The sequence below is a fragment of the Brucella rhizosphaerae genome, from assembly GCF_002252475.1.
GTDB classification, from domain to species: Bacteria; Pseudomonadota; Alphaproteobacteria; order Rhizobiales; family Rhizobiaceae; genus Brucella; species Brucella rhizosphaerae.
Genome location: NZ_NNRK01000034.1, coordinates 750028 through 766506, shown reverse-complemented (window position 1 = coordinate 766506; position 16479 = coordinate 750028). Strand labels below are relative to the sequence as shown.

Genomic DNA, 16479 nt, shown 5'->3' with positions numbered 1-16479 from the left:
TATGGAAATCATCCAGCAGGCAGATAAAGCAGCATTCGGAATCGGGCGCACGGAACATGCCAATGCGCTTGTGAGTGAGGCAGGCCTGCGCATTGACCATTCACGACGTCGCGGACGTGGTGCAGGCATCAATCCCACAGGACGATTTGAACCTACCACGAGACATGAGTTTGACGATGGTTGGGAAACGCTTGAAGATCTTCCGCCCTTCAAGACAGATGTTCAGGTTGAAAAGCCACGCACCATCATCACCCGTAATGATTCACCGGATATCAGCTTCGATCGCTCCATCAACCCCTATCGCGGTTGTGAACATGGCTGCATCTATTGTTTTGCGCGGCCAACGCATAGCTATATGGGGCTGTCGGCGGGGCTTGATTTCGAAGCACGGTTATTCGCCAAGCCCGATGCACCGGGTTTGCTTGAGCGTGAGTTGGCAAAGCCCGGTTATCAACCAAAAACCATTGCCATCGGCACCAACACCGACCCTTATCAGCCCATCGAGAGAAAATGGCGCGTCATGCGCGAGGTTCTTGAAGTACTGGAAGCCGCCAATCATCCCGTCGGCATCGTCACCAAATCGGCATTGGTCGTACGTGACATCGATATATTGAGCCGTATGGCGGAAAAAGGTCTGGTGAAGGTCGCACTTTCAGTCACGACGATTGACGCTAATCTTGCACGCACGATGGAGCCGCGCGCATCGACGCCGACGCTGCGCTTGCAGGCTATTCGCAAGCTCACTGATGCAGGCATTCCGACCAATGTGATGATGGGGCCGGTCATTCCCGGTATCAACGATCACGAGATTGAGCGCATTTTGGATGCCGCCTATGCGCAAGGCGCTCGCGAAGCAGGATATGTCCTCTTGCGTCTGCCATTGGAAGTAGCACCTTTGTTCAAAGACTGGCTCTTGCGCAATTACCCCGATCGTTATCGTCATGTGATGTCGCTCGTGCGTTCCATGCGTGATGGCAAGGATTATGATGCTGAATGGGGCAAGCGCATGCGCGGCACCGGACCTTATGCCTGGCAGATAGGTCGGCGGTTTGAAATTGCTGCACGTAAGCTTGGCTTTAACTCCAAGCGACTTCAGCTTCGGACGGATTTATTCGAGCCCGTTGAAAAGGGTGGCAAGCAACTTTCGCTTTTCTAGTGGTCTGAATTCGACGTTTGAAAAAGCGTTTGTGCCGATCAGACTTCAAACATTAAGTCCGATCCACCAAAGCGTGTTTTGAGTGTGCATGAGTTACGAGTTTTGCGTTTAATCCCCGTCTGATGTCCATTTCAGACGGAAGGTTCCTGCTTTTACGCCACCATCCTCGGCAGGGACCTTGCGGAGAACCAGAAGCAATGCGAGCATCGCCGCCACATGAAACGCTTGTCTTCTGATTCTCCGCTCCTTTTCGACATCCCGCTCGCACCAGACTTCTCAGAAGAGAAGAAACATCTGGCGCGTGGTCTTTTCCATATTGCGGGCATTGATGAGGCTGGGCGCGGGCCATTGGCCGGACCTGTTGTCGCCGCTGCGGTTGTGCTTGATCCGAATGATTTGCCTGAAGGGTTGGATGACTCCAAACGGCTTAAGGCTGCAAAGCGCGATACCCTTTACGAGATTATTCTGGCCAAGGCGTTGACGGTTTCAGTTGCAAGTCTGAGCGCACGCAACATTGACACCAGCGACATCCGAAAGGCTGCTCTCGAGGCAATGCGCCGCTCTTTCCTCGGCCTTACCCTTAGCCCTTGCCATGCTTTGATTGATGGACGCGATGTACCACCCGGCTTGACCTGCCCGGGCTCTGCTTTGGTGAAAGGTGATCAACGCTCCATTTCCATTGCTGCCGCTTCCATCGTGGCGAAGGTCACGCGCGATCGCATGATGATAAGGGCAGGCATCGCGCATCCCGCCTATGGCCTCGAAGTGCATGCCGGTTACGGAACAGCCAGGCATCGAATGGCCATTGAGACAAACGGTCCTGTGCCGGGCATTCACCGCTATACCTTCGCACCGATCAAAGGACACTTTTCCTGCTAATACTTCGGCCTGAACCGAAACGTGTTTGTGTGGCAAACTGCTAAAGAGCAGCAGTGCCGCTCAAACATGCAGGAAAATATGAGTAACAAAACCAATATAATTGTCGAACTCGGATTGCTGTTGCTATTAGCAACGCTTTGGGGCGCATCCTACAGTTTCATTAAGATCGGTGTGGCTACGATCCCGCCGATCACGCTGATCGCCGCAAGAACGCTGATTGCTGGTTTGATATTACTCGTCATCATCAGGTTGCGCGGTTTGAAGCTGCCTTCCGATGTGGCCACTTGGAAACGTTTCCTGTTCCAGGCCTGCCTCAACAGCGTTGTGCCCTTCACCGCAATTGCCTGGGCAGAGCAGACTACCGAAGCAGGCCTCGCCGCGATCCTGAACTCAACAACACCCATTTTTACGTTCCTCATCACGCTTTTGATCACACGCCACGAAGCTGTAACCAGCCGCCGGCTGTTTGGCGTCGCAGCGGGACTTGCCGGCACTTGCCTCATTATCGGTGTGCAAGCGCTTTCCGGATTGGGAAGTGAATTATGGGCGCAGCTTGCTATCGTCGCTGCCACTGTCTGCTACGCAGGTGCTGCAATCTTTGGCCGAAACTTCAAAGGTCTTGATCCTATGCTTCCCGCGGCTGGCTCTCTCATCTGCGGCGCGATCATTCTTATCCCGCTGAGCCTCATCGTCGACCAGCCATGGACCCTGACACCCAGCACGAATTCAATATTCGCATTGCTTGGCCTTGCGGTGTTTTCAACAGCAGCTGCTTTCACAATCTATTTCCGTCTTATCCAGACACTGGGTTCGGTCGGCACAACTGCACAGGCCTATCTGCGCGTTCCCATTGGTGTTGGCATCGGTGTGATCTTCCTCGGAGAACGGCTCACATCTACCGCATGGTTGGGCTTGGCGTTCGTGGTCTTGGGCGTCATCTCGATGACGTTGCCTGCGAAAGATAAATGACGATTTGCACACGTATAACAAGATCAGTGGGGCATTAGAGCACACGCGCAGTTACCAACACCACAAACAAAAAACGCCGCCCTTTCGAGGCGGCGTTCTTAAATTCTATAATCGCCGAACTTAGTTCAGGTTCGTTTTGACCTGACCGATAGCGTCCTTGAACAAGGTGCCTGCAACTTTGGCATCAACCTTGTCGGCGACGATCTTTCCAGCAGCAGCGACTGCCAAATCAACGGCCGAAGCGCGTACTGCATTGATTGCATCGGTTTCAGCGGTTGCAATCTTCTGCTCTGCGAGCTTGTTGCGACGAACAACATATTCCTCGGTCGAGCGCTTTGCGTCTTCAAGCAGCGCCTTTGCTTCGCGTTCAGCTGCAGCAACGATGTCGCCCGCTTCCTTCTCAGCTTCCTTGCGCTTGCGATGATATTCAGCAAGAAGCTGCTGGGCTTCTTCGCGCAGAGTGCGGGCTTCTTCCAGTTCCTTCTTGATATTCTCGGCGCGCTCATCGAGCGAGCGTCCGATCATGCCCGGAACCTTCAGGTAAACAATCAGTGCAATGAAGAGAAGAAGAGCAATAAATGCCCAAAATGTTGAATCCATTTTCGTCTCCTCAGGCGTTTGCGGATTTGACTGCTGCGGTCACGTCGGCCTTATCGGTCTTGGTTCCCAGAAGCTGTTCAACAATCGCAGACGTGGTTTCTTCGGCGATAGTACCGACATCGCTCATGGCCTTGGCCTTGATTGCGGCGATACGTTCTTCCGCTTCAGCAAGCTTGCTTTCAAGAGCAGCTTCCGCAGTGGCGCGTTCGGCCTCTGCTTCGCCCTTGCCCTTTTCGCGAGCAGCTTCGGCAATCGAAGCGGCCTTGGTGCGGGCAGAGGCCAATTCCTGCTCGTAAGCAGCAATGGCGTTGTCTGCATCCTGCTTGAGGCGGGCAGCCTGCTCCAGATCCTGTGCAATACGGTCACGACGGTTTTCAATCACGCCGCCGATACGCGGCAGAACCACGCGCGACAGGAACAGATAGAAAAGACCGAAAGTGATCGCCAGCCACAGAAGCTGTGATGCGTAATGGGTGGAATCGAACGGCGGGAATACGCCGCTGCCGTGTCCGGCATCGTGCGCGACCCCGGTTTCGGTGTGCACAGCATCGGCTGCGCCGTGCTCACCAGCAGCTGGTGCCGGTTGCGATTCGGTGGCGGTTTGGGCAAACGCCGTGGACACGAACATCCAGATTTCCCCTTCAATCCAGCACGTTCTTTCCCGGAAAAAGTTCCGGATTATAGAAACATGCTCACTTAGACGTCATATGCAAAGGCCAGCCGCGCTGCATTTCAAGATACAGATCGCGGCAGGCCAGTTTCTTGCGACTGTTTATTAAACAGCGAAGAGGAGCAGAAGCGCGATGAGCAGCGAGAAGATGCCCAGAGCTTCCGTCACAGCGAAACCGAACACCAGACGGCCAAACTGGCTGTCTGCAGCGGATGGGTTACGCAGAGCGCCCGAGAGATAGCTACCGAAAATGTTGCCGAGGCCGAGAGCCGTACCGGCCATACCGAAACACGCGAGACCGGCGCCGATGTACTTTGCTGCTTCCGCTTCCATGTTAAAGCTCCTTCTGGATTGTAAATTAGTGCGGATTTCTGTTCTGGCGGAAACCCGCCGGCTAGAACCTTAGTGACCCGGATGTACTGCGTCGTTGATGTACATGCAGGTAAGGACGGTGAAGACGTAGGCCTGGAGGAATGCAACCAGGAACTCAAGCGCGGTGATCGCGACCGTCATGATGAGAGGCAGGATAGCGCCACCAACACCCAGCGCACCAAGCGAGCTCAGCGAGACAACGAAGCCTGCGAAAACCTTGAGCGTGATGTGACCGGCCAGCATGTTCGCAAAAAGACGAACCGAGAGGCTGATTGGGCGCGAGAGGAACGAAATGATTTCAATGGCAACGACCAGCGGGATGATGATGCCCGGAACGCCGCTTGGCACGAACAGCTTGAGGAAGCCAATGCCATGCTTGTAGAAACCATAGATAATTACAGTGCCGATGACGAGCAGCGACAGCGCAAACGTTACGATGATCTGGCTCGTAATCGTATAAAAATACGGAAACAGACCGATAAAGTTTGCGACCAGAATGAACATGAACAGCGAGAAGACGAAGGGGAAGAACTTCATGCCCTTCGACCCGGCCGAATCTCTCAGGCTGGACGCCACAAATTCATAAGCCATTTCCGAAACCGACTGAAGGCGGCTTGGAATCAGACCACGGCTTGACGACGTGAAGTAAAGAAAGCCTGACGCAAGCACCACGGTTGCGACCATGAAGGCCGAAACATTGGTGAACGACAGGTCCAAACCACCGACGTCGATCGGAATCAACCGGGAAACCTGGAACTGATGGATCGGATCGTTGGCCAACTTAACCTCGTCTGTCGTTCCTGCCCTAGGGCGTTTCAGTCACGAACCAGAGGTTCGCTTGGGGCGTTTCAGTCTCGGGCGAATAACCCGCATGTCTCATGTGTCTATACGCGAACATTTTCGTGATGTCCGCGAAGACTTATTCCTTATCGCTCTTTTCCACGCTAGACTTAATGTTGCCTTGATCGGCGACATAACCTGCAGAACGGAGCACGTTGAGGGTGCCAGCGCCGAAGCCCAGAAGGAGAAATATTATCAACCCCCATGGCGACGTGCCTGCGTAGCGATCAAGAGCCCAACCGATCACCGCACCTACCACGATACCAGCGATAAACTCACTGGACAGTTTCATGGCTTGTGCGACAGAAGCGGATGTTTCCGATCGCTCATCCTCGGAAGCCGGTTGTTTGAAAACACCCTTTTTAGCCAACTCGGCCTCGAGACGGTTCAAACGCTGATCCAGCCCCCCAGAAACAGTTTTGCGTTCCACATCCTTGCCTAGACCGGATGATTTTCCGGGCTCAGTGCCGCTCGTCATTGGCAGCTCCTTTTTGCAAGAAATGCAGGCCGTAAAAGCCCATTTCCAAGTTGCGCGCAACATATTGACACACCGCGCGCTAGTCAAGGCAGTCAAGCGGTTGCTTCAAAAGGTTTTTTATCTAGGAAATGCAATGATTTAGCTGATGGTGCGACTCATTTTCCGCTTAAAGTCGGAGTTCGTGCAGCAATTCGGCTTCAAAATTGGAATCGAATTGGGCGAAGCTCAGCACATAGATTCATCATTGTGCTCCCGTTTCAAGCGACCTTCGAGACAAATAAATGTGTCTCGAAGTGATTTCATCGCCCGTCATCTACGCAGATTGCGACTATCAGCTCCAGCCGCCGCCATACGTGCGGTAAAACACATGAAGCCCGATCTTGGACATCTTCTTCATGGTCGGCGCCCAGAACGGGCTGACATAGGTCGCATGATAATGTGTCGAAGAACCGACTTCAGGTAGCCAAATCTGGCCTGCGGTGACGGTCTTTGCAACCTGTTGCGCCATCCGCCATTGTGGCATCTCTGTTACGCGGTGTTTTTGACCGTCGCAGGCAAAAGAGAACTGGCAGGCATTGAGCCAGTTGCGATTCTGATAAACGACATCGCAAATGGTTCCCGGATAAGCCGGATTGCGAACGCGGTTAAGCACGACCTGCGCCACGGCCACCTGCCCTTTGACAGTTTCACCACGTGCTTCGTAATAGACGGCTTCTGCCAGACACTTCTGCTCTTTGGAGCCAAACGATTCTGCAGGCAAAGGCGTTGCCGCCCAGGCATGATCCTGGTCACTGATCGGCGGCACAAACCGCCCTGCATCAGCTTCCGGCGTCAGAATGCTTTCAAAGGGCGAAGTCTTGCCATAGTCAGGCTTAGAAGGCGCATAGCCCAACGCGAGAACGTCGGGCTCATTGTTGTTGATTAGCTTTGCCAGCTGCACTGGCATGTCCTGTCTGGGCCTGGGCGGTTTGACCGCATGGAACGCCATCGCGATCTCGACCTCCTTGCCCTCAATACTAGACTTGGAGAATGCCATCCGTGCATCGATCTTTTCGCGGGGGGTAGTAATCATGCTGATTTTCTCAAACATGCTACCTGCATTAAAAGCCCGCGCCGGAGCCTTTGGCTTCACCGAAACGATGCGGTCGGTCTTGTCTGAACGATTGATACGATTTTCGTCCGGATTGGGATCATCGACGCCGAGTTTCGCAGTTTTCTGCCCGCCGGAAAGAGCCACGCGGCCAATGCCTGGAACCTGAATGCCGGTCGTGGCGATGCTGCCGGTGACAGTCGTTGCATCGACAAAAGGCATTTCTGCCTGATGCAATGAACCAACCGGAGCTTTGGCGACAAAAGCTGTCCAGCGATGGCCACCGACATCTGCTGTCGGTACAAGGCTTGCCATATCCTGAAAGGCGATTGCATTGGAGTTGAACAAATAGGCCATTGCAGCCAGCAGAAGCGGCACAAGGCGTTGCGGCTTGCGCACATGCTGACGTGGCTTTGCCCGAACAGCGTAATAGCGGCCATCCTCGGGGCAGTAACCCGTCACGGGATAATGCCATACCGGTTCGGCAACGGCCTTTGACCGGCCAAACAGCGCTCGTATGGAACCAAAACGCACCGCAAACTCCACTCGCAACGATTACTTAACTATAGCGAATAATGGAGTATTAACCTTGATGGATGGTTAACGGTATTTTGTTTACCCTTTGAAAAGATTGATTAATTTTGAATTAACACTATTCGCGGAGGTTTGTTTTTATTTGCTTTTTTAGCAATGCCAATAACAAATGCATGCAGGCTAAAGCGCGACCGGGTTATCTGGACTGCAAAAGGAATTTAAAATGAACGGCAAAAAGATGATGAAAGCGCTGGCAGTGGCTCTGATCGCCCTCCCCATTCTGGCTTCATCTCTACGAGCAGAGACCCAAGCTGACCCTAATGATCGCGTGGTAATCGTTGCCGATACACCCAAAATGACCCGTTGGGCTGTTATTCATCAGGCGCCGGATCCCGCCCACAACGACCCCTATTTTCATTTGGAGGCGTTCGAGCATAAGAAAGGCGCCAAGCCCTGGGTGTTCAGGCGGCTCGCTCATCATATGGTGATCACCAGCGAAGCTTTAGACAAAAGCCGCAACAAGAAACGCGCTGGAACATATGCGTATAAGGATGTCGAGTTCTGGGTCACGTATCAAATCTGGCGCGACAATCCCGAAAGCCGTGCACAAACGCCCGTCTGTGAGACGAATATCAAAGACTGCCTTGAACGTGCCACAGACCAAAAATAGGCGACCAATATGATCAAGAGAATCCTTTTCGCTGTAGTGCTCATCGCTGTTGCATTGTTTGGTTATACCAAAGTAATGGCACGCATCGGATCAGGCGAGCCACCACAACCTCTGCCCGCAGAACAACAGGCAGACGCCATCAAGGTCTATAAAGGCGAACGGCGCTTGACGCTGCTGCGCGATGGTATGGAGATTGGCTCATATCGCATTGCGTTAGGCGGCAATGGCGACGGCGGGCACAAAGCCCGCGAAGGTGATCAGAAAACGCCTGAAGGCACCTACAAGATCGACTGGCGTAATCCACGCTCAATGGCGCATCTCAGTCTCCACGTTTCCTATCCAAATGCGGCTGACCAGAGTGCTGCCGATGTGGCTGGCTATTCGCCTGGCGGCAATATCATGATTCATGGCCTGCCAAATGGCTGGGGCTTGCTTGCTTCCGTGCACCATCTCTGGGACTGGACTGACGGCTGTATAGGCGTGACCAATGCGGAAATGCGGGAAATCTGGTCGAAGGTGCCGAATGGTACGCCAATCAATATCTTACCCTAAGAAATATGTGTTAGGCTCACAGCCACACATAGTCATGGAGGGGATTGGTGACTGGGATGATTAAGACGGCACCCATTTTGGGACTCATGTTGTGTGCAATGCTTGCGTCAGCCCATGCCGCATCAGCGAAATCGGCTTGCGACGGCGTGACGACAACAATCAGCACACAGCAGAAAGTGGATTATGCAGCGCTGATTGCCAAAAGCCTTGGTAAGAAGGTCAAGCCAGCCTCGGTTAAAATCAATTCGTTCATGCAATATGACAAGTGGTCGATTGTTTATGCAGACGTGCCAGTTGCCGATCCCGGTTACTTCTTCTTCGATATTTCATCGAATGTCCCAAAATTCAAAGATGTTTGGGGCGGCATGGCTGACGAAAGTGAAATTCCTGAGATCGTGAAATGGGCCAGGGGCATTGGCGCTAACGAAAAGATCGCAAGATGTTTTGCAAGAACTGTCGCCGGTTCCTGAGTTGAGGCGCGACCAGATCAAACCGGTCGCTTAACTGCCCAACGTTCAATATCTGCGCTCTGCCCAATGAGTGCCAGACCATTGGCAATCGAATCAAACTGGTTCGAGCTTGTAACCATCGCGTCGGGGAAGCGCTTTTCAAAAGCTTCGCGGATGGCAGGCACAAAGGATGTGCCTCCTGTGAGAAAAACGCGATCAATGCCATCGAAGGTAAGCCCAGCCTTTTCAACAGCCTGCTCTACCGATTGCTCGATATTCGCCACATCATCGGCAATCCAGTTATCAAAATCATTGCGGGTGATATCGGATCTGATCTCGAAATCGTCTGCTTTGAAGTGAAGTTCGGATATTCTTTCCGATGACAGGCGCACTTTGAGGTTTGAGACCGCACGATAAATCTCATAGCCGTAGTCATTCTCGATCAGGTTGATGAAATGTTCGAGCGGTTCAGGGTCGACAGCATTCTTGGCAAGATCGGTCAGTGCGCGAATGGTTGAAGGCGAGTTCATCAGGAACAGCGTGTTCCACCGCGCGAAGTTCGCATAATAATGGCGGGGTATCGGGAGACGCTTGCCGAAAGATTTGTACTCACCATTTTTTCCGAGCAGCGGTGAAACCGCATTGTCGATGATGCGATAATCAAATGTATCACCAGCAACGCCAAGACCGGTCTGGCTCAGTGGTGTGAAGCTCAGGCCCTGCGCTCCTACTTCAAAGCGCACGATGGAAAAGTCGCTCGTACCGCCGCCAAAATCGGCCACAAGAACCGTCGATTCGGCCTTGAGTTCCTGCGCATAAAAATACGCTGCTGCAACTGGCTCATAAACATAATGGATGTCCGTGAACCCAAAAGCGCGGAACGCTTTTTCATAGCGCTGCATGGCCAGTTCTTCATCAGGAGACGCTCCGGCAAAGATCACCGGGCGGCCAACAACGACACGATTGCCTTTGGGTGGAAGCTTGTCGCCAAGGCGGATCGCGACCGATTCAAGGAATGTTTCGAGAATGTCCTCAAACTTAAAGCGCTTGCCGAAAACTGGTGTATCCGTGAAGGACTTCGCCGCCGCAAAGGTTTTGAAGGATTGAAGCATCCGTGTCGAATGCGGCGCATTAACGAATGCGTCCATTGCCCATGGACCACTTTCCGATACGCGCGCGCCGGTTTCTCGGTCCTGCCACAAACACAGGATCGAACGATAACCGGTGATGTCGACACCATCTTTCGGTACACTCATCACCGCAGTCGTACCATCAGGTGACGCCAGAGACAGAACCGTATTTGTGGTGCCGAAGTCGATGCCCAAGGTCACGCCGTTAAATTGGCTCTGGTCAGCTTTCGTCATGATCTGCCTCTGATATGCGGGAAATTTCAGGAGGCGGCGGATTAGCAGACGAATATGAGTTTCTCAAGCCAAGAAAGACGAATAAGACACGAACGCAACTATGCCGCAAAGGAAAAACGATGTCCCGCTTTGAAGGAACAACAGCTATTGTCACAGGCGCAGCCCGCGGTCTTGGTGCAGCAATGGCATTTTCTCTCGCTGAGGCCGGATGCAATGTCGTGCTTTGCGGACGCAACCTGCAAGCGCTTGAGGTGACAGCCACAGGCATCGCAGAAAAAAGCGGGCGGCCGGTGAAAACGGTTCAAGTCGACCTTGCCGACATGACAAGCGTCGCAGCCGCAATCGAAACCATCAAAGCGGACCATGCAGCTATCGACATCCTCATCAATAATGGGGCCATGTGGCTCGCAGACCGGCAAGAAGACTATTCGGCTGCGGAAGTTGCTGGCGTTATCAATGCGGCCGTGACCGGAACATTTCTGTTCACACAGGGACTACTCCCCCTGCTCAATCAATCATCTGGTCCGGATATCGTGACGATTGGATCGATTAGCGGCCTGTCGAATGCACCGCTTCAAACAGTCTCCGTGCCATTCTATGCAGCAAAGCGCGCGCAGGCAGCGCTGGCAGATGGCCTGCGGCAAAAACTTGTCGGCACGCCCGTTCGCTCAATCGTCGTGCACCCACCCTATCTCGAAGATGCTTCGCCTTTTGATGAAAGCTGGGACGCCTCGTCCAAACGCCAGAAGGGCGAAGCTGCCACCAGTCGCGACATTGTTGAATCCGTTTTGTTTGCTCTGACGCGTCCGCGTCACGTATCGCTGTCGATCACGGTCGATGCCGATGAAGGTGGCGTATTTGCTTAACAGTGAATATCGGTCCTCTTCTAAAGTCGGACCGATATTCAGTCTTGCACAAACTCCCCGACGAATTCGCGTACCGTCTTGAGGATTTCATCTGAAAGCTCTGCGTCATCCACGATACGAGCGGTCCCAACCGCGCCTGTCATCAGACATGAAAGAATAATCGCTTTGCGGCGCGCCTCAGCGTCGCGCTTATCATCAAGCCTGGCGATCATAACATCAAGGTTGGCTTTTATCCGATCCGTTGCCGCCGCGCGGCACTTATCGCCACTGCGCGCCATATCTGCGGTCAGTGCTGCGAATGGGCAACCGCCTGCTACATCATCTCGATGCTCCGAGCTGAGATAGGCTTCCACATATTCATTGAGGGGCACTGTCGCGGGATCTTTTCCTTTGGCCCTCGCACTTGCTTCCCATGCATCGAATGCCAGCTCCATAGCTTCAACAACCATATCCTCGCGAGAGGCAAAGTGCTTGTAGAAGCCGCCAACCGTCAGCCCGGCCTCTTTCATAAGGTCAGCCACGCCAATGCCTTCCAGCCCTTTTTCGCGCAGCCGCCGCGAAGCAACCTCCACGATACGGTCATGGGTCTTCTGTTTGTCGAGCTGGGAATGGCCCATGGAAAATCTCCCGATTTCGTGATTTGACGTTGAGGATTACATACATAATCTTTGTGGATGTCAATTATAATCCACATTGGATAAGGCCCAGGAGACTGAAATGCGTCTGAACAAAAAGGTTGCCGTAATCACCGGCGGCAATAGCGGTATTGGATTTGCCACTGCCAAGGTGTTTCTCGATGAGGGTGCGAAGGTCATCATCACCGGCAGAAATCCAGAAACACTTGCCGCAGCCCAAAAGGAGCTGGGTGACAACGTTCTCACGCTGAAGCTCGATGTCACCGACGTTGCGGCGACCGAAGCCGCTTTTGCGGAAGTCGCGCAAAAGTTCGGTCGCTTTGATGTGGTTTTTGCCAATGCCGGTATTGGCGGGACGACACCTCTCGGCCAGACGAGCTTCGAGCAGTTCAATCAGATCATCAGCACCAATCTGACGGCGGTCTTCTTTACTGTGCAGTCCGCCCTGCCCCATCTCAATAACAATGCATCCGTCATACTCAACGGATCGGTCCATGCCGTGCTTGGTGTTCCGGGTTGGGGCGCTTATGCGGCATCTAAAAGTGCCGTACGCGCTCTCACGCGCAATTTCGCCGCTGAACTTGCGCCAAAGGGCATTCGCGTCAATCAAGTGACGCCCGGCGCAACCAGAACACCTATCTGGCATTCTTCTGCACCGACTACCGATGCGATGACAGTTCTGGAAGCTCAGCTTGGCGGCAGGAGCGTTACAGGCCGCATGAGCGAAGCGGATGAGATCGCCAGGGCAGCGCTCTACCTCGCATCCGATGAATCCACCAATGTAACCGGCATTGAAATCACCGTGGATGGCGGCATGACCGGAGCGCCTGCCGGCGCAAAAGCGTTGCGTGGCGACTAAAGCTCAATAGAAAAACCCGGGATACAACCCCGGGTTTTTCTTGATCCAACAGCATTTTTAACCCGCGAAACCGGCAACCGCTCTCGCCAGTAATGCTTTATCTTTTTTTCTTTGCGCGACCCGCGAACGGGTTTTCCGATGTTTTGAGCGACAGACGGATCGGCACGCCCGGCATCTCGAAGGTCTCGCGCAGGCCGTTGATAAGATAACGCACATAGGATTGCGGCATTGCATCAGGACGTGAGCAGGAGACCACGAAGCCCGGTGGGCGGGTCTTGATCTGCGTCATATACTTGACTTTGAGACGACGTCCGGAAACTGCCGGTGGCGGCTGATGCGCAATAACACCTTCCAGCCAACGATTGAGACGACCTGTCGAGATACGACGGTTCCAGATTTCATGCGTCTTGATTACGTTCTCCATGAGCTTGTCCAGCCCCTGGCCACGCTCGCCGGAAATCGGTACTGCGCGGAGGCCGCGCACCTGCGGCAGAAGCCGCGCAGTCTTTTCGTAAAGATCTTCCAGAACCATCTGGCGGTCTTCGATCAGATCCCATTTGTTAAACGCGATAACCGGTGCACGACCCTCACGAATAATCAGATCGGCAATCTGCAAATCCTGTTTTTCAAACGGAATCGTCGCATCAAGAACAATGATAACCACTTCAGCGAAGCGGATCGCACGCAGACCATCTGCCACGGAAAGCTTTTCAAGCTTTTCCTGTACGCGCGATTTGCGGCGCAGACCAGCGGTGTCAAAAAGCTTGATGTTGCGGCCACGCCATTCCCAGTCAACGGAAATCGAATCGCGCGTGATACCGGCTTCAGGGCCCGTCAGCAGACGGTCTTCGCCGAGCATCGTATTGATCATTGTGGACTTGCCTGCATTCGGGCGTCCAACAATCGCAATGCGCAATGGCTTGGTCGTATCGTATTCCGGAATGATTTCTTCATCCGGGTCTTCGATATCGTCGCCGATCAGCTCACCCACCGCCGTTGGTGTGAAAGACTCTTCCGCAGCTTCTTCTGCACGCTCATCAGCGAAGACAACATCTTCACCCAAAAGCTCAACGATAGCATCCCGCAGATCAGGCATACCCTGACCGTGTTCAGCCGAAACCGCGCATGGCTCGCCCAATCCAAGCTGGAATGCATCGTACATGCCGGCTTGCGCGCCACGGGCTTCAGCCTTGTTGGCGACCAGCACAACGGGACGACCCGAACGACGCACGAGTTCAGCAAAAGTGCTGTCGGCAGGCGTCAGGCCCGCTTTGGCATCAACCACAAACAAAATTGCATCAGCTTCAGAGATAGCAGCCTCAGTCTGGGCGCGCATACGTGCTTCCAGACTGTCATTGGCTGCATCTTCAAGACCAGCAGTATCGATGACCTGAAACTTCAGATCGTAAAGCCTGGCATCATGGATGCGCCGGTCGCGCGTAACGCCCGGCAAGTCATCGACCAGCGCCAGCTTGCGGCCGACGAGGCGATTGAACAGTGTGGACTTGCCGACATTGGGACGCCCGACGATGGCGAGAGTGAAACCCATGGGTTCGTATTACTCCGGAGGTAAGCGCGGGTTAGCCTTGGGCTTCCGGCAAGTTGATACCGGCGCCGCGCATGAGATCTAGCATTGTATTGGCCCGCTGGCGGATATTCGCCGGAGCCAGAGTGTCATTGGCAATCTGCTGATAAAGCTTGGCAGCATCGTCGAAACGCTCTGCCTTCCATGCTGCAAGACCAAGAGCCTCGCGCGCACTGGAGCGCATTGGATTACCATCTGCCGAAAGCGTTTCAACACGCTTTGCGACATCATCATAAGAACCAGAATCAACGAGCAGATAAGCGGCACGCAGACGCGCCACGTCACGCATTGGCGCAGGAACAGCATTGTCGGCTGAAACAGCATCAAAGGCTGTAACCGCCGCTGTCACATCGCCCTTTTCTGCCCGAACCGATGCTGCACGCAAACGTGCCAGTACCGGATAAGAGCCATAGCCGGTCTTTTCCAGATCATCGAGCGCTGCGATAGCTTCATCGTTCTTGCCGGAAGAGGCCAGATCAAGAGCCGCCAGAAACTTGTCGCCGGAAGCAGAGGCCTTGCTGTCAGTCCAATGCTGATAGCCAACCCAGGCGGCTGTACCAATGACAACCGCAACCGCACCACCGATCACAACGGGGCCAAAGTTTTTCCAAACCTGCTTTGCCCGTTCCGAACGGAGTTCCTCGTTTACCTCGCGAATGAAACTGTCGTCTGCCATGGACCTGCCATCTTTAGTGGAGTGCGGCGCTGGTGGAGCCACGCTCTAAAAACCGTTGATCTTAATTTATCTATTCTGGCGCTTTTAGTCGGAATTCGCGCCATATGTAAGACCTGTCGACGAAATAAGCTGTAAGCGCAAGAAACATTGTGCATTTGTGTCCGAGCTTCGCCATATTTTGTGACTAACAGGCAACTTTTCCGGCCAGATAGCGTTCATTCCCACATGCGTCTTATCACACCTGCTGTCATCATCGCTTCCGCACTCGCTGCAAGCCCCGTCGTCGCCCAGACCACGAAGCCGCAATATGTGCTGATTTCGTTCGATGGTGCGCATGATAACAAGCTCTGGACGCGTTCGCGGGAACTGGCCAAAAACAACAACGCACATTTCACCTATTTCTTGTCTTGCGTCTTTCTCATGACCAAGAAAGACCGGCGCGATTACCAGCCGCCGCATAAGCGTGCTGGTGCATCCAATGTCGGCTTTGCATTAAGTCATGACGAGGTTGTGACCCGCCTCGACAATGTCTGGCAGGCACATCTGGAAGGCAACGAGATTGCCAGCCACGGCTGCGGCCATTTTGATGGCACCAATTGGTCAACCGCAGACTGGGACAAGGAAATCAAGGAATTCCGTCGCATCACCGCAGGCGCCTACAAGAACAACGGCATCGACGGGGAGCCGGAAGGCTGGCAGGAACTGGCCCGCAATGGCATCAACGGTTTTCGCGCACCTTACCTCGCAGCCTCCAAGCCCGTGCAGGATGCGTTGAAAGCCAATGGCTTCCGCTATCAGGCGTCGTCTGTCACCCGTGGACCGGAATTGCAGCAGCTCAATGGGCCATTTGCATCATTTGGCCTGCCGCTTATTCCCGAGGGCCCTTCACAACGCGCTATCATCGGCATGGATTACAACCTCTATGTTCGTCATTCAAAGGGCAAGGAATTACCTGCCCAATCAGCGGAGTTCGAGGACCGTGCCTACAAGGCTTTTCGCGCTGCATTCGACAAGCAATATGACGGCGAGCGCATTCCGCTGCAGCTCGGCTTTCACTTCGTTCTGATGAATGACGGAGCCTATTGGCGCGCCATGGAACGACTGGTCTCGGAAGTCTGCAACAAGCCCGATGTCAAATGCACGACTTATAATGATTATCTTAACAGCACCGACGCCCACTCCGATGGTTCGAGCGGCCATGCCGCTCAGAACCGATCATAGGACTGTAGCTGGCG

19 protein-coding genes are annotated in these 16479 nt (G+C 53.7%); 9 read left to right on the top strand and 10 right to left on the bottom strand.

The window, feature by feature from the left end; all coding sequences use genetic code 11:
- The first annotated feature begins 1 nt into the window (after window position 1).
- The 3 genes from CEV32_RS20690 to CEV32_RS20680 all read left to right on the top strand — a co-directional run bounded on the left by CEV32_RS20690 (window position 2) and on the right by CEV32_RS20680 (window position 3004).
- On the top strand, window positions 2–1156 hold the full coding sequence (locus tag CEV32_RS20690; protein ID WP_094578960.1) for a PA0069 family radical SAM protein: 1155 nt from the start codon (window positions 2–4) through the stop codon (window positions 1154–1156).
- A 216-nt stretch (window positions 1157–1372) separates the two neighbouring features.
- Window positions 1373–2035: a ribonuclease HII gene (locus CEV32_RS20685; protein ID WP_094578959.1), complete on the top strand. Its 663-nt coding sequence runs from the start codon at window positions 1373–1375 to the stop codon at window positions 2033–2035.
- A gap of 78 nt (window positions 2036–2113) precedes the next feature.
- Window positions 2114–3004 (top strand): DMT family transporter, encoded by an 891-nt coding sequence (locus CEV32_RS20680; RefSeq protein WP_094579202.1) that lies wholly within the window; start codon window positions 2114–2116, stop codon window positions 3002–3004.
- A gap of 120 nt (window positions 3005–3124) precedes the next feature.
- Here CEV32_RS20680 and CEV32_RS20675 read toward each other — a convergent pair whose 3' ends face one another.
- The 6 genes from CEV32_RS20675 to CEV32_RS20650 all read right to left on the bottom strand — a co-directional run bounded on the left by CEV32_RS20675 (window position 3125) and on the right by CEV32_RS20650 (window position 7588).
- Window positions 3125–3604: a F0F1 ATP synthase subunit B gene (locus CEV32_RS20675; RefSeq protein ID WP_094578958.1), complete on the bottom strand. Its 480-nt coding sequence runs from the start codon at window positions 3602–3604 to the stop codon at window positions 3125–3127.
- A gap of 10 nt (window positions 3605–3614) precedes the next feature.
- The gene (locus CEV32_RS20670; protein ID WP_094578957.1) at window positions 3615–4232 is read right to left on the bottom strand and encodes a F0F1 ATP synthase subunit B; all 618 of its coding nucleotides are present in this window, start codon (window positions 4230–4232) and stop codon (window positions 3615–3617) included.
- Between the two features lie 147 nt (window positions 4233–4379).
- Entirely contained in the window at window positions 4380–4607 is a 228-nt protein-coding gene (locus CEV32_RS20665; RefSeq protein ID WP_007632966.1) for a F0F1 ATP synthase subunit C, read from the bottom strand.
- Between the two features lie 69 nt (window positions 4608–4676).
- On the bottom strand, window positions 4677–5426 hold the full coding sequence (locus CEV32_RS20660) for a F0F1 ATP synthase subunit A (RefSeq protein WP_024896113.1): 750 nt from the start codon (window positions 5424–5426) through the stop codon (window positions 4677–4679).
- A 139-nt stretch (window positions 5427–5565) separates the two neighbouring features.
- Window positions 5566–5964 (bottom strand): AtpZ/AtpI family protein, encoded by a 399-nt coding sequence (locus CEV32_RS20655; RefSeq protein WP_094578956.1) that lies wholly within the window; start codon window positions 5962–5964, stop codon window positions 5566–5568.
- A gap of 331 nt (window positions 5965–6295) precedes the next feature.
- Complete coding sequence (locus CEV32_RS20650; RefSeq protein WP_094578955.1) at window positions 6296–7588, bottom strand: cell wall hydrolase; 1293 nt, start codon at window positions 7586–7588, stop codon at window positions 6296–6298.
- 223 nt (window positions 7589–7811) lie between these two features.
- Here CEV32_RS20650 and CEV32_RS20645 point away from each other — a divergent pair, with 223 nt between their 5' ends.
- Genes CEV32_RS20645 through CEV32_RS20635 form a run of 3 tightly spaced genes read left to right on the top strand, consistent with a single transcriptional unit; the run spans window position 7812 to window position 9280 of the window.
- Window positions 7812–8258: a DUF5086 family protein gene (locus tag CEV32_RS20645; RefSeq protein ID WP_094578954.1), complete on the top strand. Its 447-nt coding sequence runs from the start codon at window positions 7812–7814 to the stop codon at window positions 8256–8258.
- A gap of 9 nt (window positions 8259–8267) precedes the next feature.
- Entirely contained in the window at window positions 8268–8810 is a 543-nt protein-coding gene (locus CEV32_RS20640; RefSeq protein ID WP_094578953.1) for a L,D-transpeptidase family protein, read from the top strand.
- 56 nt (window positions 8811–8866) lie between these two features.
- The gene (locus CEV32_RS20635; RefSeq protein ID WP_094578952.1) at window positions 8867–9280 is read left to right on the top strand and encodes a hypothetical protein; all 414 of its coding nucleotides are present in this window, start codon (window positions 8867–8869) and stop codon (window positions 9278–9280) included.
- A 17-nt stretch (window positions 9281–9297) separates the two neighbouring features.
- On the opposite strand, the gene CEV32_RS20630 is transcribed toward CEV32_RS20635, so the two are convergent.
- On the bottom strand, window positions 9298–10623 hold the full coding sequence (locus tag CEV32_RS20630) for an Hsp70 family protein (RefSeq protein WP_094578951.1): 1326 nt from the start codon (window positions 10621–10623) through the stop codon (window positions 9298–9300).
- Between the two features lie 119 nt (window positions 10624–10742).
- Between CEV32_RS20630 and CEV32_RS20625 the strand changes: the two genes are divergently transcribed.
- Complete coding sequence (locus CEV32_RS20625; RefSeq protein WP_094578950.1) at window positions 10743–11489, top strand: SDR family oxidoreductase; 747 nt, start codon at window positions 10743–10745, stop codon at window positions 11487–11489.
- Window positions 11490–11527: 38 nt separating this feature from the next.
- Here CEV32_RS20625 and CEV32_RS20620 read toward each other — a convergent pair whose 3' ends face one another.
- Window positions 11528–12106 (bottom strand): TetR/AcrR family transcriptional regulator, encoded by a 579-nt coding sequence (locus tag CEV32_RS20620; protein WP_094578949.1) that lies wholly within the window; start codon window positions 12104–12106, stop codon window positions 11528–11530.
- 100 nt (window positions 12107–12206) lie between these two features.
- Here CEV32_RS20620 and CEV32_RS20615 point away from each other — a divergent pair, with 100 nt between their 5' ends.
- On the top strand, window positions 12207–12983 hold the full coding sequence (locus CEV32_RS20615) for an SDR family NAD(P)-dependent oxidoreductase (protein WP_094578948.1): 777 nt from the start codon (window positions 12207–12209) through the stop codon (window positions 12981–12983).
- A gap of 97 nt (window positions 12984–13080) precedes the next feature.
- On the opposite strand, the gene der is transcribed toward CEV32_RS20615, so the two are convergent.
- Both der and CEV32_RS20605 read right to left on the bottom strand, forming a co-directional pair.
- Window positions 13081–14532, bottom strand: coding sequence for a ribosome biogenesis GTPase Der (gene der / locus CEV32_RS20610; protein ID WP_094578947.1), 1452 nt, complete (start codon window positions 14530–14532; stop codon window positions 13081–13083).
- Between the two features lie 31 nt (window positions 14533–14563).
- Complete coding sequence (locus CEV32_RS20605) at window positions 14564–15244, bottom strand: tetratricopeptide repeat protein (RefSeq protein WP_094578946.1); 681 nt, start codon at window positions 15242–15244, stop codon at window positions 14564–14566.
- Between the two features lie 225 nt (window positions 15245–15469).
- On the opposite strand from CEV32_RS20605, the gene CEV32_RS20600 reads away from it, so the two are divergent.
- Window positions 15470–16465, top strand: a complete 996-nt coding sequence (locus tag CEV32_RS20600; RefSeq protein ID WP_094578945.1) for a polysaccharide deacetylase family protein — start codon at window positions 15470–15472, stop codon at window positions 16463–16465.
- The last annotated feature ends 14 nt before the right edge of the window (window positions 16466–16479 follow it).

What these genes read in the sequence shown, in the direction of transcription:
- CEV32_RS20690 (WP_094578960.1), top strand. Translation starts at nt 2, where the DNA reads ATGGAAATCATCCAGCAGGCAGATAAAGCAGCATTCGGAATCGGGCGC.
- CEV32_RS20685 (WP_094578959.1), top strand. Translation starts at nt 1,373, where the DNA reads ATGAAACGCTTGTCTTCTGATTCTCCGCTCCTTTTCGACATCCCGCTC.
- CEV32_RS20680 (WP_094579202.1), top strand. Translation starts at nt 2,114, where the DNA reads ATGAGTAACAAAACCAATATAATTGTCGAACTCGGATTGCTGTTGCTA.
- CEV32_RS20675 (WP_094578958.1), bottom strand. Translation starts at nt 3,604, where the DNA reads ATGGATTCAACATTTTGGGCATTTATTGCTCTTCTTCTCTTCATTGCA.
- CEV32_RS20670 (WP_094578957.1), bottom strand. Translation starts at nt 4,232, where the DNA reads ATGTTCGTGTCCACGGCGTTTGCCCAAACCGCCACCGAATCGCAACCG.
- CEV32_RS20665 (WP_007632966.1), bottom strand. Translation starts at nt 4,607, where the DNA reads ATGGAAGCGGAAGCAGCAAAGTACATCGGCGCCGGTCTCGCGTGTTTC.
- CEV32_RS20655 (WP_094578956.1), bottom strand. Translation starts at nt 5,964, where the DNA reads ATGACGAGCGGCACTGAGCCCGGAAAATCATCCGGTCTAGGCAAGGAT.
- CEV32_RS20645 (WP_094578954.1), top strand. Translation starts at nt 7,812, where the DNA reads ATGAACGGCAAAAAGATGATGAAAGCGCTGGCAGTGGCTCTGATCGCC.
- CEV32_RS20640 (WP_094578953.1), top strand. Translation starts at nt 8,268, where the DNA reads ATGATCAAGAGAATCCTTTTCGCTGTAGTGCTCATCGCTGTTGCATTG.
- CEV32_RS20635 (WP_094578952.1), top strand. Translation starts at nt 8,867, where the DNA reads ATGATTAAGACGGCACCCATTTTGGGACTCATGTTGTGTGCAATGCTT.
- CEV32_RS20630 (WP_094578951.1), bottom strand. Translation starts at nt 10,623, where the DNA reads ATGACGAAAGCTGACCAGAGCCAATTTAACGGCGTGACCTTGGGCATC.
- CEV32_RS20625 (WP_094578950.1), top strand. Translation starts at nt 10,743, where the DNA reads ATGTCCCGCTTTGAAGGAACAACAGCTATTGTCACAGGCGCAGCCCGC.
- CEV32_RS20620 (WP_094578949.1), bottom strand. Translation starts at nt 12,106, where the DNA reads ATGGGCCATTCCCAGCTCGACAAACAGAAGACCCATGACCGTATCGTG.
- CEV32_RS20615 (WP_094578948.1), top strand. Translation starts at nt 12,207, where the DNA reads ATGCGTCTGAACAAAAAGGTTGCCGTAATCACCGGCGGCAATAGCGGT.
- der (WP_094578947.1), bottom strand. Translation starts at nt 14,532, where the DNA reads ATGGGTTTCACTCTCGCCATCGTCGGGCGTCCCAATGTCGGCAAGTCC.
- CEV32_RS20605 (WP_094578946.1), bottom strand. Translation starts at nt 15,244, where the DNA reads ATGGCAGACGACAGTTTCATTCGCGAGGTAAACGAGGAACTCCGTTCG.
- CEV32_RS20600 (WP_094578945.1), top strand. Translation starts at nt 15,470, where the DNA reads ATGCGTCTTATCACACCTGCTGTCATCATCGCTTCCGCACTCGCTGCA.